The organism is Rhodococcus sp. Z6_132, from assembly GCF_058133635.1.
On the sequence record NZ_JBYUNP010000003.1, the window covers coordinates 328,383 to 342,629 of the forward strand.

Genomic DNA, 14,247 nt, shown 5'->3' on the forward strand with positions numbered 1-14,247 from the left:
TCAGGAGGGTACGGTCGTCGGCGCTTCCGATCGAGCCCTTTCCGCAGGTCGCAGGGGCTTGCGCTGCCCGGGAAGCCGGGAGTCCAGCCAGGCCGGCAGCCACCAGGCCCGCTCGGCGAGCAGCACCATCACCGACGGCAGCAGCACCATCCGCACCACCGTCGCGTCCACCGCGATGGCGGTGGCCATGCCCACGCCCACCATCTTCACGGTGAGGTCGGTGTCGGTGGCGAAGGCCAGGAACACCGACACCATGATCAGCGCCGCGCAGGTGATCACCCGCCCGGTGGCGCCGATGCCGCGGTGCACGCTGCCCGCCGCGTCCCCGGTGCGCAGCCACTCCCGGCGGATGCGCGAGACCAGGAACACCTCGTAGTCCATGGACAGCCCGAACAGCACGGTGAACAGCAGGATCGGCACCCAGGTGGACACCGGCGTGGCGTGCGGCAGCCCGAGCAGGGTGGCGCCCCAGCCCCACTGGAACACCATGGTGAGCACTCCATAGGCGGCGCCGACGCTCAGCAGGTTCAGCGCGGCGGCCTTCAGCGCGATCGGCACCGAGCGGAACACCACCACCAGCGCCAGCACCGACACCGCCACCACGAAGCTGATCACCACCCACAGCCGGACCGCCAGCTTGTCGGCGATGTCGGCGAACACCGCGGTGGTGCCGGTGACCATCACGCCCGGCTCCAGCACGTCCGCGCGCAGGTGGCGGATGAGCGCCGCCGCGGCCGGGTCCTGCGGGCTGGTGCTCGGCTGCACCTGCACCAGCGCCGCGGTGCCCGGCTGGTTGAGCACCGGCGGGGCCACCTGGGCGATCCCGGGGGTGCTCTGCAGCGCGGTGACGGTCTGCGTCACCCGCTCGGTCCGGCCGTCGCGCAGGTCGATGGCCACCACCAGCGGCCCGTTGGCGCCGGGCCCGAAGCCCGCCTCCACCAGGTCGTAGGCCCGCCGGGTGGTCTGGGATTCCAGCCCGCTGCCGGCGTCCTGCGGCCAGGTGCGCATGGCCAGCGCGGGCGCGGCCAGCAGCAGCAGCAGGGTGAGCGCCGCCAGGCCCCACGCCACCGGGCGGCGGCTCACCCGCACGGCCCAGCGCGCCGAGAGCGGGGTGGTGCCGGCGCGGGCGCGGCGACGCCCGGCCCGGCCCAGCAGCCGGTGTCCGGCCGCCCCGCACAGCGCGGGGACCAGGGTGATGGCGGTGAGCACCACGCACAGCACCACCAGCCCGGTGGCGTAGCCGAAGGAGGTGAACACCGGCAACCCGCTGAGCCCCAGGCCCAGCAGCGACAGCAGCACCGTGGCCCCGGCGAACACCACGGAGGTCCCCGCCTCGGCGTTGGCGTCGGCGGCCGCGTCCACCGGGGCCCGGCCCTCGTGCAGGTGCTCGGTGAACCGGGTGAGCAGCAGCAGCGCGTAGTCGATGCCCACCCCGATGCCCACCATGGCGGCGACGAACGGGGCAGAGGTGCTGATGTCGGTGACCGCGGCCAGCAGGGTGATGCCGGCCGAGCCCACCCCCAGCCCGAACAGGGCCACCAGCAGGGGGAGCCCGGCGGCGAGCACGGAGCCGAAGGCCAGCAGCAGCACCACCGCGGCGACGGCCAGGCCGATCATCTCGGCGGAGCTGCCCCCTTCCTGGGCGTCCTCGGCCACCAGCCCACCCAGCTCCACCTGCACCCCGGCGTCGGTGGCGGGCGCAGCGGCCGCGCGCAGCGCGTCCACCCCCTCGGTGCCGGCGAAGTCGGTGACCGGGATGGAGTACTGCACCACCAGCAGCGCGGTGCGCCCGTCGGCCGACCAGCGCGGGCTCACGGTGCTGACGCCGTCGAGGGTGGCGGTGCGCTCGCGCACCTGCTCGACCGTGGCGGCCTCCAGCGGTGCCCCAGCGCGGTGCAGGACGACGCGGGCCTCGTCCCCGGCGGACTGCGGGAAGCTCTCCCGCAGGAAGGCGGTGGCCGCGGTCGACTCGGTGCCGGGAGTGTCGTAGTTGTCGTGCGGGGCGGCGCCCAGCTGGGCGGCCGCCCCGAGGGCAGCGACGAGCACCACCACCCAGGCTGCGACGGTCCGCCAGGGGTGCAGGGCGCAGGCCCGTCCGAGCCTGCTCAGCAACGTGCTCATGATGAGGTCCTTGTCCGGGAGCGGTCGGGGGATCAGGCGAAGGTGCCGGTGGGGTCGAGTCGGTGGCGCAGCTCGGTCAGCCGGGCGTGCACCGCCGGTGGCCAGGCGTCGCTGAGCGGGTGCGCGTCGTCGACGGGGCCGTGGAAGTTCAGCTGCGTGCCGCAGTCGTAGCGGCCCAGCCCGGCCAGCAGCGCATCGGCGGCGGCGGGCACGGCGGTGGCGAAGAGCTCGGGCACCGGCACGCCCAGCACGCTCACCAGGTACTCCGCCTGCCGGCCGCCCACCGCGTTGCCGCCGGCCGGCTCGTGGCGCAGCGCCCCGCCGAGGTGGCGCAGCTCCACCGCCATCAGCGGGCTGGCCGGGTCCTGCATCGGCTCGGTGACGGCCTGCACGACGGTGTCTCGGGCCGTGGCGCTGTCCACTCCGTGCAGCAGGCGGCCGCGCTGCCAGGACGGCATGGGATCGGCGCCCTCCGCCTGCTGGGCGGCCAGGGTGGCGGAGCTGTGCTCGCCGAAGGTCGCCAGCACCGGGGTGTGTCCGGCCAGCAGCTGCTCCACCAGCCGCGCGCCGGTCTCGGGGGTCCCGTCGTGGCAGAGCTGCAGCTGCAGCACGTGCTGGCCGCGCAGGGGTGGGGGCAGTGCGGGCAGGTCGGGCAGGTGCAGCACGGTGGCCGAGGAGCTCACCGACTCCGGCGCGCTGCGGGTCCACGCCAGGTAGCCCGCCAGCCCGGCGGTGACCTGCTCGGCAGGCAGCCAGGCGGTGCCCGCGTGCAGGCGGGGTGCGGGCTGCAGGGCCAGGGTGAGCGCGGTGACCACGCCCAGGCCGGTCTTGCCGCCGCGCAGCGCCCAGAACAGGTCCGGGTGCTGCGCGGCGTCGACGGTGCGGACCATGCCGTCGGCGGTGACCACCTGCATGGCGAGCACGTGGTCGGCGGCGAAGCCGCGCGGGCGGGCCAGCGGGCCGATGCCGCCGCCCAGGGTGAAGCCGACGACGCCGACCGTGGGGTAGGTGGCGCCCACCGGGGCCAGCCCGACGGCGTCGCAGGCGTCGAGCACCGGGCCCCAGGTGGTGCCCGCGCCCACGGTGACGGTGCCGGCCACGGGGTCCACGTCGACGGTGTCCAGCCGGTGGGTGAGCAGCAGCAGCCCGCCCACCGCCGGGGCGGTGATTCCGTGGCCGGTGGTCTGAGTGGTGACCGCGAGCCCGTGGCGGGTGGCCACCGCGACGGCGGCGGCGACATCGGCGGGCTCGGCGGGCTCCACCACCACCAGGGGCTGGTGGGTCACCGCCCGGTTGTGGCCGGTGACGAGGTGGTCGTAGTCGGGGTCGTGCGGGTAGCGCAGCCGGCCGCGGACCGATCCGCGGAGCTCGGCGACAGCGTCGGGGGGCAGGGGCTGGGGGTGGGTGGTGGTCATGTCCACCACGGTGGGGCGCGGCGGTTGCGGCGCACTTGCAGCCGGCTAGCGGCCCGTCCGCAAGTGTCGCTCCTCCGGAGACGGAGCGGGCGCTACTCCGGACCGCCGGGGTTGCACTCGGCGTCCACGGTGGCGCGGTAGCCCACGTCGGGGCGCCACTGCTCGAGGTTCCACGAGGGCTTGGTCGGCTCGAACAGCCGCGCGAGCTCCCAGTGGCAGCGGAACTGGTCGTGCATCGATGCGGTGTCGGCCGCCGGAGCCGCGTCCACCACCTCGGCCCAGGCCGCGGTGCGCGCGGCGGTGCTGGCCGCGCTGCGACCGGCGGCGCTGGGGTACACGCGCAGCGTGCGGCCCTTGGCGGTGTCCACCCACTGCACGCGCTCGACGTAGGGCGGAGATGCGGCAACGAGGCTGGTGGTGGGGGCGACGCTGGACGAGGACGACACGGACGAGGACGGCACGGCCGGTGCGGACACGTCAGGCGCGGCGCACCCCACCAGCGGGAACCCCACCAGCGCGCACCCCAGCACGGCGAGGCCCATCCGTCCCACCCGCCAGCGCGCCACGTCAGCGAGCGTAGGGGAGTGAGCGATGCGGCCACCCAGGACGAGCGCTGCGGTCAGGGGATCCTTAGCTACCGGGCAGTAACATCGTGCCGGTCAGCGCGACTGCTGACTCGTTTGTTCTCTTCTTTGGAGGCTCCATGTCAGGTTCGTCCGGCGCTCCCCAGGCGTTCATCTACGACGCCGTGCGCACCCCACGCGGCAAGGGCAAGAAGGGCGCCCTGCACGGCGTCAAGCCCGTCACCCTCACCGCGGGCGTGCTCTCCGCGCTCGCCGAGCGCAACGACCTGGACACCTCCCGGGTCGACGACGTCGTCCTCGGCGTCGTGTCCCCGGTGGACGAGCAGGGCGCGGACATCGCCCGCACCGCCGTCATGGTCGCCGGCTGGGACGAGAGCGTCGCCGGCGTGCAGCTCAACCGCTTCTGCGCCTCCGGCCTGGAGGCCGTGAACCTGGCCGCCGCCAAGGTCGCCTCCGGCTTCGAGGACCTCGTGGTCGCCGGCGGCGTGGAGTCCATGTCCCGCGTCCCGATGGCCTCCGACGGTGGCGCCTGGTTCGCCGACCCGGAGACCAACCTCAAGGCGAACTTCGTGCCCCAGGGCATCGGCGCCGACCTCATCGCCACCCTCGAGGGCTTCAGCCGCCACGACGTGGACGCCTACGCCGCGCAGTCGCACGAGCGTGCCGCCGCCGGCTGGGCCGCGGGCCACTTCGACCGCTCCGTGGTGGCCGTGCGCGACCGCGTCGGCACCCTGCTGCTGGACCGGGACGAGACCGTCCGCCCCGGCACCACACCGGAGATCCTGGGCAAGCTGCGCTCGGCCTTCGCCGACCAGGGCGCCATCGGCTTCGACACCGTGGCCATCGACCGCTACCCGCAGGTGGAGCGCATCAACCACGTGCACACCGGCGGCAACTCCTCGGGCATCGTCGACGGTGCCGCCGCGGTGCTGATCGGCAACGAGCAGGCCGGCCGCGACCTGGGCCTGACCCCGCGGGCGCGCATCGTCGCCACCGCCGTCATCGGCAGCGAGCCCACCATCATGCTCACCGGACCGGCCCCGGCCGCCCGCAAGGCACTGCAGCGCGCCGGCCTCACCGCCGACGACATCGACCTGTTCGAGATCAACGAGGCCTTCGCCTCGGTGGTGCTGAAGTTCCAGCGCGACCTCGACCTCGACCCGGCCAAGGTCAACGTGCTCGGTGGCGCCATCGCGATGGGCCACCCCCTGGGCGCCACCGGCGCCATGATCCTGATGACCCTCGCCGACGAGCTGGAGCGCCGCCAGCTCCGTCGCGGCCTCGCCACGCTCTGCGTCGGCGGCGGCATGGGCATCGCCACCATCATCGAGAGGGTCTGACCGACCATGAGCAGCGAATTTGTGAACACTGACAGCTCGGCCATCAAGTACGACCGCGACGCCGACGGTGTCGTCACCCTCACCCTGGACGCCCCGGGCCGCTCCGCGAACACCATGGACGCGGTGTTCCGCAGCTCGCTCAAGGAGACCGTCGAGCGGCTGACCGCCGAGCGCGAGCAGGTCACCGGCATCGTCATCACCTCGGCCAAGAAGACCTTCTTCGCCGGCGGTGACCTCAACGAGCTCATCAAGGTCACGCCGGAGACCGCCCAGGACTTCGCCGCGGGCGGCAACGAGATGAAGGGCCACCTGCGGGCCATCGAGACCATGGGCGTGCCCGTGGTCGCCGCGATCAACGGCGCCGCCCTCGGTGGCGGCTGGGAGATCGCGCTGTCCTGCCACCGCCGCATCGCGGTGAACAACCCCAAGATCAAGCTGGGCCTGCCCGAGGTCACCCTGGGCCTGCTGCCCGGTGGCGGCGGCGTGGTCCGCACCGTCCGGCTCATCGGCCTGGCCGCGGCGCTGCCGCTGCTCACCGAGGGCCGCCAGCTCACCCCGGAGAAGGCCCAGCAGGCGGGCCTGCTGCACGAGCTGGTGGAGACGCCGGAGGAGCTGCTCACCGCGGCCAAGGCCTGGATCAAGGACAACCCCACCAGCGCCCAGCCCTTCGACGCCAAGGGCTACCAGATCCCCGGCGGCAGCGTGCGCGACGCCGGCATGATGATGGCTGCCATCCCGGCCATGCTGCGCAAGAAGACCCACGGCACCCAGCCCGCCCCCGAGGCGATCGTCTCCGCCGCCGTGGAGAGCATGAACGTCGACGTGGACACCGCCCTGCGGGTGGAGACGGCCTACCTGGCCGAGCTCGCCGCCGGGCAGATCTCCAAGAACATGATCAGCGCGTTCTTCTTCCAGCTCAACCAGATCAACGGCGGCGGCTCGCGGCCCGACGGCCCGGCCAAGCGCACGCCCACCAAGATCGGCGTCATCGGCGCCGGCATGATGGGTGCGGGCATCGCCCACGTCGCCTCCACCCGGGGCATCGAGGTCGTCCTGGTCGACGCCAGCCTGGAGGCCGCCGAGCGCGGCAAGAAGCACGGCGCCGACATCCTGGACGCCAAGGTGGCCAAGGGCCGCCTGGCCCAGGACAAGCGCGACGCCACCCTGGCCCTGGTCACCGCCGTCGACGACGCCGCCCAGGTGGCCGGCTGTGACCTGGTGATCGAGGCTGTGTTCGAGGACCGCAAGGTCAAGGCCGAGGTGCACAACAAGGTCGCCGCTGCGGCGCCGGAGGCCACCATCGCCTCCAACACCTCCACCCTGCCCATCACCGGGCTGGCCTCGGCGGTGCCGGACCCGGCCAAGTTCGTCGGCATGCACTTCTTCTCCCCGGTGCACAAGATGCAGCTGGTCGAGCTGATCCGCGGCGAGAAGACCAGCGACGAGACGCTGGCCTTCGCCTTCGACACCGTGCTCGCGCTGGGCAAGACGCCCATCGTGGTCAACGACGCCCGCGGGTTCTTCACCTCCCGGGTGTTCGGCACCTTCACCAGCGAGGGCCAGGCCCTGCTGGGCGAGGGCGTGCCCGCGGCGCGCATCGAGACCGAGGCCCTCAAGGCCGGCATGCCGGTGGGCCCGCTGGCGGTGTCCGACGAGGTGTCCATGACGCTGATGCTGGCCATCCGCAAGCAGACCCTGGCCGACATCGCCGAGACCGGCGACAGCAGCGGCATGAGCGCCGACCACCCGGGCTTCGCGGTGACCGACAAGATGGTCAACGAGTTCAACCGCCCGGGCAAGGCCAAGGGCGCCGGCTTCTACGACTACCCCGAGTCCGGCGGCAAGCGCCTGTGGCCCGGGCTGGCGGAGAACTTCGGCAAGGCCGACGGCGGCGCCGAGCTCACCGGCCAGGACATCCGGGACCGCTTCCTCTTCGCGGAGGCCCTGGAGTCGGTGCGCTGCGTGGAGGAGGGGGTCATCGACTCCGTCGCCGACGCCAACATCGGCAGCATCTTCGGCATCGGCTACGCCCCCTGGACCGGTGGCGTGCTGCAGTTCCTCAACGGCTACGGGCTGCCGCAGGCGGTGGAGCGGGCCAAGGAGCTGGCCGAGCGCTTCGGCGAGCGGTTCGCCCCGCCCGCGCTGCTGGTCGCCAAGGCTGAGGCCGGCGAGCAGTTCTAGAGCTCTCCCCGCGCACCCAGCACCGCCCCGTGACCCCTGGTCGCGGGGCGGTGCTGCTCGTTCAGGGGCCGCCCGCTCAGCGCTGCTGCGCGGCCAGGTAGGAGCCGGGTGAGTGCCCGGTCCACCGCCGGAACGCCCGGTGCAGGGCGCTGGCCTCGGAGAAGCCCAGCCGCACGGCCAGCTCGTCCAGCGGCTCGTGGGCGTCGGTGATGCTGGCGGTGGCCAGGTCGCGGCGCAGCGCGTCGCACACCGCCGAGTAGGAGGTGCGCTCGGCGGCGAGGTGGCGGCGCAGCGACGCCGGGCTGTAGCCCAGCCGGGCGGCCACGTGCGGCAGCGTGGGCAGCAGCCCGGTGGCGGCCAGGTCCTCACCCACCACCCGGCGCACCGCGGCGGCGCGGCTGGTGCCGTGCTCGCGGCGGGCCAGCAGGTCGGCCGGAGAGCTGCGCAGGAACCCGGCCAGCGCCCGCTCGTCGCGCTGCACCGAGGTGTGCAGGTCTGCGGTGTCCAGCACCAGCGCGCTGCACGGCTGGTCGAAGACCACCGGCGCCCCGAACAGCTGGGTGTACTCCCCGCGGTGCGCCGGCGGGGGATAGGCCAGCTCCACCGCCAGGGGCACGATCGGCGCCCGCACCAGCCAGCTGGCAAAGCGGTGCCAGATCATCAGCAGCGACTCGGTGAGGAACACCCCGGGCCCGGGCGCCAGCTCCAGCCGGGTCTGCTCTGCACCCACCTGCAGCCGAAACCGCGGCCCACCGGGAAAGAGGTGGTAGAACGCGGTGGCCCGGGTCAGCGCGGTGCGCAGGTCGGGGCAGTGCACCGCCAGCAGCCCCATGGTGGCGAAGGTGCCGCGCCGGCTGGGCACCGGCCAGTGCCCCATCAGCTCGTCGTCCAGGTGGTCCCACACCCCGCGCACCAGCCGGGCGAACTGCTCGGTGGACACCACATGCGGGCCACCTTCGCCGTCGAGCCCGGTGCCGTCGAGCCCGGTGCCGTCGAGCCCGGTGCCGTCGATGCCGGCACTGGTGAGCAGCTCGGCCCGCTCGTCCGCGACCACTCCCTGCAGCACCGCCCGCACGTGGTGGCTGCCGATCCCTGCGCTGGGCACGTCCGTCAGTCGGCGGCGGCCACGAGCGGCTCCAGGGTGAGCCCGGGGTGCTCTTTCTGGATGTACTGCAGGCGCCACTTGTCGCTGACCAGTGCCAGCAGCACCCCGTCGCTGCGGGTGAACACCTCGATGCCGCGCTGGCGGTTGAGCTCGTCGGCCGACTCCGCGTCGGTGCGCCGGGCCAGCGAGTAGCCCAGGTTCTCCATCTTGGCCTCGACGTCGAACTCGGCCTTCATCCGCGCGGCCACCACCTCGAACTGCATGGGGCCCACCGCCGCCAGCACGGGGGAGGCGTCGCCGCGGAGGTCGTTGCGCAGCACCTGCACCACGCCCTCGGAGTCCAGCTGGTCCACCGCGCGGCGGAACTGCTTGTACTTGCCGGCGCTGTCGGCCCGCAGCACCGCGAAGAACTCCGGCGCGAAGCTGGGCATCGGCGGGTAGCGCACCGGCTCCTCGGTGTAGAGGGTGTCGCCGGGGCGCAGGGTGAGCGCGTTGACCAGGCCCACCACGTCGCCGGGGTAGGCGGTCTCCACCGTGGAGCGCTCGCGGCCGAACACCGACTGGGCGTACTTGGTGGTGAACGGCTTGCCGGTGGCGGCGTTGGTCACCACCATGCCCCGCTCGAAGGTGCCCGAGCACACCCGGATGTAGGCCAGCCGGTCGCGGTGCGCGGAGTCCATGCCCGCCTGCACCTTGAACACCACCGCGCTGAAGGGTGCCGTCACCGGGCGGGGGTGACCGTCCACGTCGGGACGGTCACCCGGCGGGGGAGCGAGGTCGACCAGCGCGTCCAGGATCTGGTGCACGCCGAAGTTGAGCATCGCCGAGCCGAAGATCACCGGGGAGGTGCGCCCGGCCAGGAACTGCTCCTGGTCGTGGTCGGCGCCGCTGATGCTCAGCAGCTCGCTCTCCTCCACGGCGTTGTCCCAGTCCACGCCCTCGCGCGCCGCGGCCGCCTCGGCGTCCATCAGCTCCTCGGGGGCGATCTTGGCGCCGCCGGCGGTGCGGGTGAAGCGGATGTAGGAGCCGTTGGTGCGGTCCAGCAGGCCGCGGAAGTCGCCGGCGATGCCCACCGGCCACAGCAGCGGGGTGGGCTTGAGGCCGATGCGCTCCTCGATCTCGTCCATCAGCTCCAGCGGCGCCTGGCCCGGCCGGTCCCACTTGTTGATGACGGTGATCACCGGGATGCCGCGGTGGCGACAGACCTGGAACAGCTTGAGGGTCTGCGGCTCCAGGCCCTTGGCGGCGTCGATGAGCATGACGGCGGCGTCGACGGCGGTGAGCACCCGGTAGGTGTCCTCGGAGAAGTCGGCGTGGCCGGGGGTGTCGACCAGGTTGATCACCGTGTCGCGGTAGGTGAACTGCAGCGCGGTGGAGGTCACCGAGATGCCGCGGGCCTTCTCCATCTCCATCCAGTCGGAGACGGTGGAGCGGCGGCCGGCCTTGCCGTGGATGGCACCGGCCTCGGAGATCACCTTGGCGTGCAGCGCCAGAGCCTCGGTGAGCGTGGACTTTCCGGCGTCGGGGTGGCTGATCACGGCGAACGTGCGCCTGCGGGCGACCTCGGTGGCCACTGCCATCCCGGCACGGTCGCTCGCGAGACGCTCCTCGGAAGCCGGTGCGGAGGGGGTCTGGGTCACGAGTGGTCCTTTCGGGTGGTCAGCACCCCAGGGTATCGCTCCGGCAAATGTGGCCGGTGCCCGCGTTTCCTGCCGAGCCCTGCAGAGGTTTGGGGCAACGCCCTCTATTGTGTTACCCGTGAGTACGTTTACCGAGACCCTGTACCGCACCGCTGCCACCTCCCCGAACGGGATGGTCACCGGTGAGCCGGATGCACCCCTGCGCCGCAGCTGGGGCGAGATCCACGCGCTGGCCCGCAAGGGCGCCGGTGCGCTGGCCGCCGCGGGGGTGGGCCCCGGTGACGCAGTCACCATCCTGGCCGGTGAGTCGGTGGAGATCGCCCCGGCGATCCAGTCGGCGTGGATGCGTGGCGCCAGCGTCACCATGCTGCACCAGCCCACCCCGCGCACCGACCTGGGCGTGTGGGCCGAGGAGACCATGACGGTGCTGGACATGGTCGGCGCCAGCGTCGTCCTGCTCGGCGAGCCCTTCGGCGCCATCAAGCCGCTGCTGGAGGAGCGCAAGGTCGCCGTGGTGGAGATGGCTGACCTGGTCACCGGCCCGGACACGGACCCGCTCGAGGTGGACGAGGACGCCACGGCGCTGCTGCAGCTGACCTCGGGCTCGACCGGGACCCCCAAGGGCGTGCGGATCACCCACCGCAACCTCAACGCCAACATCCTGGGCATGGCCAAGGGCGCCAACTTCGACTACGGCAACGACGTCATGGTCAGCTGGCTGCCGCTGTTCCACGACATGGGCATGGTCGGGTTCCTCACCGTGCCGATGACCCTGGGCGTGGACCTCATCTCCATCACCCCGATGGACTTCCTGCGCTCCCCGCTGCTGTGGCTGGAGCTGATCAGCCGCTACAAGGGCACCATCACCGCCGCCCCGAACTTCGCCTACGCCGTGGTCGCCAAGCGCCTGGCCAAGGAGGAGGACGGCAAGTACGACCTGTCCTCCATGCGCTTCGCGCTCAACGGCGCCGAGCCGATCGACCCGGCCGCGGCGTTCAGCTTCCTGGAGGCCGGGGCCCGCTTCGGCCTGCGCTCCTCGGCGATGGTTCCCGCCTACGGCATGGCCGAGTCCACCCTGGCCATCTCCTTCCACCCGCTGGACACCGACCTCATCGTGGACACGGTGGACACCGACGCGCTGGAGCGCGACCGGGTGGCCAAGCCCGCCACGGGGGAGAACACCCGCGGCTTCCCGAGCCTGGGTCTGCCGCTGGAGGGCATCGAGGTGCGCACCGTCGACCCGGAGGGCAACGTGCTGCCCACCCGCGGGGTCGGCGTGCTGCAGCTGCGTGGCGAGCCGATCACCCCCGGCTACCTCACCGTGGACGGCCCGCAGGACATCCGCGACGACGAGGGCTGGCTGGACACCGGTGACGAGGGCTACGTCACCGAGGACGGTCACGTGGTGGTCTGTGGCCGCGTCAAGGACGTCATCATCATGGGCGGGCGCAACATCTACCCCACCGACATCGAGCGGGCGGCGGCCACCGTCGCCGGGGTGCGTGCCGGCAACGTGGTGGCCGTGCGGATGGAGGCCGGCGAGCGCCGGGAGTCCTTCGCCGTGGTGCTGGAGAGCAACCAGCACGCCGACGAGACCCAGGTGGAGCGCATTCGCAAGGAGGTGACCGCCGCGGTGGTCAGCGCCACCGGGGTGCGCCCGCGCAACGTCACGGTGCTGGCCCCGGGCTCGGTGCCCAAGACCCCGTCGGGCAAGCTGCGCCGCTCCACCTCGGTGGCCCTGGTCAGCTAGTCCCCGCACAGACACAGCACCACCAGACACAGCACCGCCCCGGCCGCACCTGCGGACCGGGGCGGTGCCGTGTCTGGGGAGGCACGGGGGCTAGCGGGCGTGCACCACCTGCTGGGCGTCGGTGAGGCTGCGCACCAGCAGCAGCTCCACCGCGTCGGCGGCGTCGTCCACGGCGAGCTCCACCGCGGTGCGCTCGGAGCCCGCGAACGGCTTGAGCACGTAGTCGGCGGGATCCATCCGCCCGGGCGGGCGGCCGATGCCGACGCGCACCCGCAGGTAGTCCTTGCTGCCCAGCGAGCGGCTGATGGAGCGCAGGCCGTTGTGCCCGCCCTCGCCGCCACCGCGCTTGAGCCGCACGGTGCCCAGCTCCAGGTCGAGGTCGTCGTGCACCACCACCAGCTCGCTCACCCCGACCGAGAAGAACTTGACCGCCGAGCTCACCGGGCCGCCGGCTTCGTTCATGAACGTGCGCGGCTTGACCAGCACGGTGCGCCGGTTCGCCAGCCGCCCCTCCACCACCTCGGCGTTGCTGCGCTTGTGCGCGCTGAAACGTCCACTCATCCGGGCGGCGAGCAGGTCGGCGACGAGGAAGCCGACGTTGTGGCGGGTGCGGGCGTAGGACGGCCCCGGGTTGCCCAGACCCACGACCATGGCGGGCAGCGCGGGGTCGGGCGGGGCCGCGGCGACCGCGGTCGCGCTGGCGTGGGCGCTCGGGCGGCCCGGCGCCGCAGCGGGCGGTCCGGGAGTGTGGTCGGGCATCGGTCCTCTTCGGAGTGTGGGGGTCAGCCGGACGCACCAGCGGCGCGCCACCCGCAGAAGGGGAGACGCGCCGCCGGTGTGACTGCGTTGAGCGAGAGGCTCAGCTCTGGTCGGCCTCGGAGGCGTTGTCCGCGGCGGGGGCCTCGTCGGCCACGGTGCCCTCGTCCGGAGCATCCTCCACCACGCCGGCGCCCTCGGTGTCGAGCTCGGCCTCCAGCGCGGCCTCGGAGGGGGCCTCCACGATGTTGACGACCAGCATCTCCGGGTCGGAGACCAGGGTCGCGCCCTCGGGCAGCGCGAGGTCGCTGGCGACGATCTGCGTGCCGACGGGGCGGCCGTCGATGGACACCTCGATCTGCTCCGGGATGGTCATGACGTCGGCCTCGACCTCGACCGTGCTGGCGTCCTGGGTGACCAGGGCGCCGGGGGCCGGGTCGCCGACGATGGTGACGGGGATCTCGACGTTGACCTTCTCGCCGCGACGGATCACCAGCAGGTCGGCGTGCTCGATGTAGTTGCGCAGCGGGTGCACGACGACGGTCTTCACCAGAGCCAGGTGCTCCTCGCCGTCGGCGGTGACGGTGATGACGGCGTTGGTGCCGTGGGCGCGCAGCACGCGGGCGAACTCCAGCGCGGGCAGCGCCAGGTGCACGGGGTCGGTGCCGTGGCCGTAGACCACGGCGGGGACCTTGCCGGCGTTGCGGGTGCGGCGGGCAGCACCCTTGCCGAACTCGGTGCGCTTCTCAGCGTTGAGGGTGATGTTCTCGGCCACGATGACTCCTTGGTGCGGTTCTTGGTGCGACAGCTGGTCCGGGGCCCGGCGAGGGGTGGACACGTCACAGCCGTGCGTCGTCAAGACCGCAGCCGCGTCGATCACGGGACCCTGCACGTGCGGGTCACCCTCGCCGAGACAACTGGGGAAGCCTACCGCACCACCGCGACCGCTCCGCACCGACGGGTGTGCGGGGAGGCTCAGTCCCCGCGCTCGGCCCGCAGCCGGGCGTTGTCGCTCTCCAGCTGGCTGTTGTCCGAGGTGAGCTCGTCGTTGCTCCGGCGCAGGCGCACGTTGTGCTGCTCCAGCTCCACGATGTGGGCGACCCCGACCAGGTTGACCCCGGCCTCCACCAGCTCCGCCACCCGCTGCAGTCGGCGCAGGTCGTCCTCGCTGTAGCGGCGGGTGCCCCCGTCGGTGCGCGAGGGTGCGACCAGCCCGCGGCGCTCGTAGAGCCGCAGCGTCTGCGGGCTGATGCCGGAGAGCTCGGCGGCCACCGAGATCCCGTACACCCCGCGCTGCGAGGCCGGTGTCTCCGCCATGGTTGCTCCATCCACCAGCACCGGCACGAACGGCGCCA

General features: G+C 72.9%; 11 protein-coding genes. 3 read left to right on the plus strand and 8 right to left on the minus strand.

Going from position 1 to position 14,247, the window contains the following annotated elements; genetic code table 11:
* The 3 genes from AC3YO9_RS14675 to AC3YO9_RS14685 form a co-directional block, all read right to left on the minus strand.
* Positions 1 to 2,121, minus strand: coding sequence for an MMPL family transporter (locus AC3YO9_RS14675; RefSeq protein ID WP_489983700.1), 2,121 nt, complete (start codon positions 2,119 to 2,121; stop codon positions 1 to 3).
* A gap of 32 nt (positions 2,122 to 2,153) precedes the next feature.
* Positions 2,154 to 3,536: an FAD-binding oxidoreductase gene (locus AC3YO9_RS14680; protein ID WP_489983701.1), complete on the minus strand. Its 1,383-nt coding sequence runs from the start codon at positions 3,534 to 3,536 to the stop codon at positions 2,154 to 2,156.
* Between the two features lie 92 nt (positions 3,537 to 3,628).
* Positions 3,629 to 4,102 carry a DUF2599 domain-containing protein gene (locus AC3YO9_RS14685; RefSeq protein ID WP_489983702.1) on the minus strand — a complete coding sequence of 158 codons (474 nt, stop codon included), beginning with the start codon at positions 4,100 to 4,102 and terminating at the stop codon, positions 3,629 to 3,631.
* Positions 4,103 to 4,239: 137 nt separating this feature from the next.
* Between AC3YO9_RS14685 and AC3YO9_RS14690 the strand changes: the two genes are divergently transcribed.
* Positions 4,240 to 5,460 (plus strand): acetyl-CoA C-acetyltransferase, encoded by a 1,221-nt coding sequence (locus AC3YO9_RS14690; protein WP_127782152.1) that lies wholly within the window; start codon positions 4,240 to 4,242, stop codon positions 5,458 to 5,460.
* 6 nt (positions 5,461 to 5,466) lie between these two features.
* Complete coding sequence (locus AC3YO9_RS14695) at positions 5,467 to 7,641, plus strand: 3-hydroxyacyl-CoA dehydrogenase NAD-binding domain-containing protein (RefSeq protein ID WP_489983703.1); 2,175 nt, start codon at positions 5,467 to 5,469, stop codon at positions 7,639 to 7,641.
* A gap of 76 nt (positions 7,642 to 7,717) precedes the next feature.
* Here the strand turns inward: AC3YO9_RS14695 and AC3YO9_RS14700 are convergent, their stop codons facing one another.
* Both AC3YO9_RS14700 and AC3YO9_RS14705 read right to left on the minus strand, forming a co-directional pair.
* Positions 7,718 to 8,746 (minus strand): AraC family transcriptional regulator, encoded by a 1,029-nt coding sequence (locus tag AC3YO9_RS14700; protein ID WP_489983704.1) that lies wholly within the window; start codon positions 8,744 to 8,746, stop codon positions 7,718 to 7,720.
* A gap of 5 nt (positions 8,747 to 8,751) precedes the next feature.
* Entirely contained in the window at positions 8,752 to 10,326 is a 1,575-nt protein-coding gene (locus AC3YO9_RS14705) for a peptide chain release factor 3 (RefSeq protein WP_489984070.1), read from the minus strand.
* A 178-nt stretch (positions 10,327 to 10,504) separates the two neighbouring features.
* On the opposite strand from AC3YO9_RS14705, the gene AC3YO9_RS14710 reads away from it, so the two are divergent.
* Complete coding sequence (locus AC3YO9_RS14710; RefSeq protein ID WP_489983705.1) at positions 10,505 to 12,136, plus strand: fatty acyl-AMP ligase; 1,632 nt, start codon at positions 10,505 to 10,507, stop codon at positions 12,134 to 12,136.
* Between the two features lie 90 nt (positions 12,137 to 12,226).
* Here the strand turns inward: AC3YO9_RS14710 and pth are convergent, their stop codons facing one another.
* The 3 genes from pth to AC3YO9_RS14725 all read right to left on the minus strand — a co-directional run bounded on the left by pth (position 12,227) and on the right by AC3YO9_RS14725 (position 14,209).
* Positions 12,227 to 12,787: an aminoacyl-tRNA hydrolase gene (gene pth / locus AC3YO9_RS14715; protein WP_127784643.1), complete on the minus strand. Its 561-nt coding sequence runs from the start codon at positions 12,785 to 12,787 to the stop codon at positions 12,227 to 12,229.
* Positions 12,788 to 12,995: 208 nt separating this feature from the next.
* On the minus strand, positions 12,996 to 13,667 hold the full coding sequence (locus tag AC3YO9_RS14720; protein ID WP_127782157.1) for a 50S ribosomal protein L25/general stress protein Ctc: 672 nt from the start codon (positions 13,665 to 13,667) through the stop codon (positions 12,996 to 12,998).
* A gap of 200 nt (positions 13,668 to 13,867) precedes the next feature.
* Entirely contained in the window at positions 13,868 to 14,209 is a 342-nt protein-coding gene (locus AC3YO9_RS14725; protein WP_489983706.1) for a MerR family transcriptional regulator, read from the minus strand.
* Positions 14,210 to 14,247 lie beyond the last annotated feature (38 nt).

Excerpts from the sequence above, each read along its gene's own strand:
- AC3YO9_RS14675 (WP_489983700.1), bottom strand. The coding sequence starts at position 2,121 with ATGAGCACGTTGCTGAGCAGGCTCGGACGGGCCTGCGCCCTGCACCCC.
- AC3YO9_RS14680 (WP_489983701.1), bottom strand. The coding sequence starts at position 3,536 with ATGACCACCACCCACCCCCAGCCCCTGCCCCCCGACGCTGTCGCCGAG.
- AC3YO9_RS14690 (WP_127782152.1), top strand. The coding sequence starts at position 4,240 with ATGTCAGGTTCGTCCGGCGCTCCCCAGGCGTTCATCTACGACGCCGTG.
- AC3YO9_RS14695 (WP_489983703.1), top strand. The coding sequence starts at position 5,467 with ATGAGCAGCGAATTTGTGAACACTGACAGCTCGGCCATCAAGTACGAC.
- AC3YO9_RS14705 (WP_489984070.1), bottom strand. The coding sequence starts at position 10,326 with ATGGCAGTGGCCACCGAGGTCGCCCGCAGGCGCACGTTCGCCGTGATC.
- pth (WP_127784643.1), bottom strand. The coding sequence starts at position 12,787 with ATGGTCGTGGGTCTGGGCAACCCGGGGCCGTCCTACGCCCGCACCCGC.
- AC3YO9_RS14725 (WP_489983706.1), bottom strand. The coding sequence starts at position 14,209 with ATGGCGGAGACACCGGCCTCGCAGCGCGGGGTGTACGGGATCTCGGTG.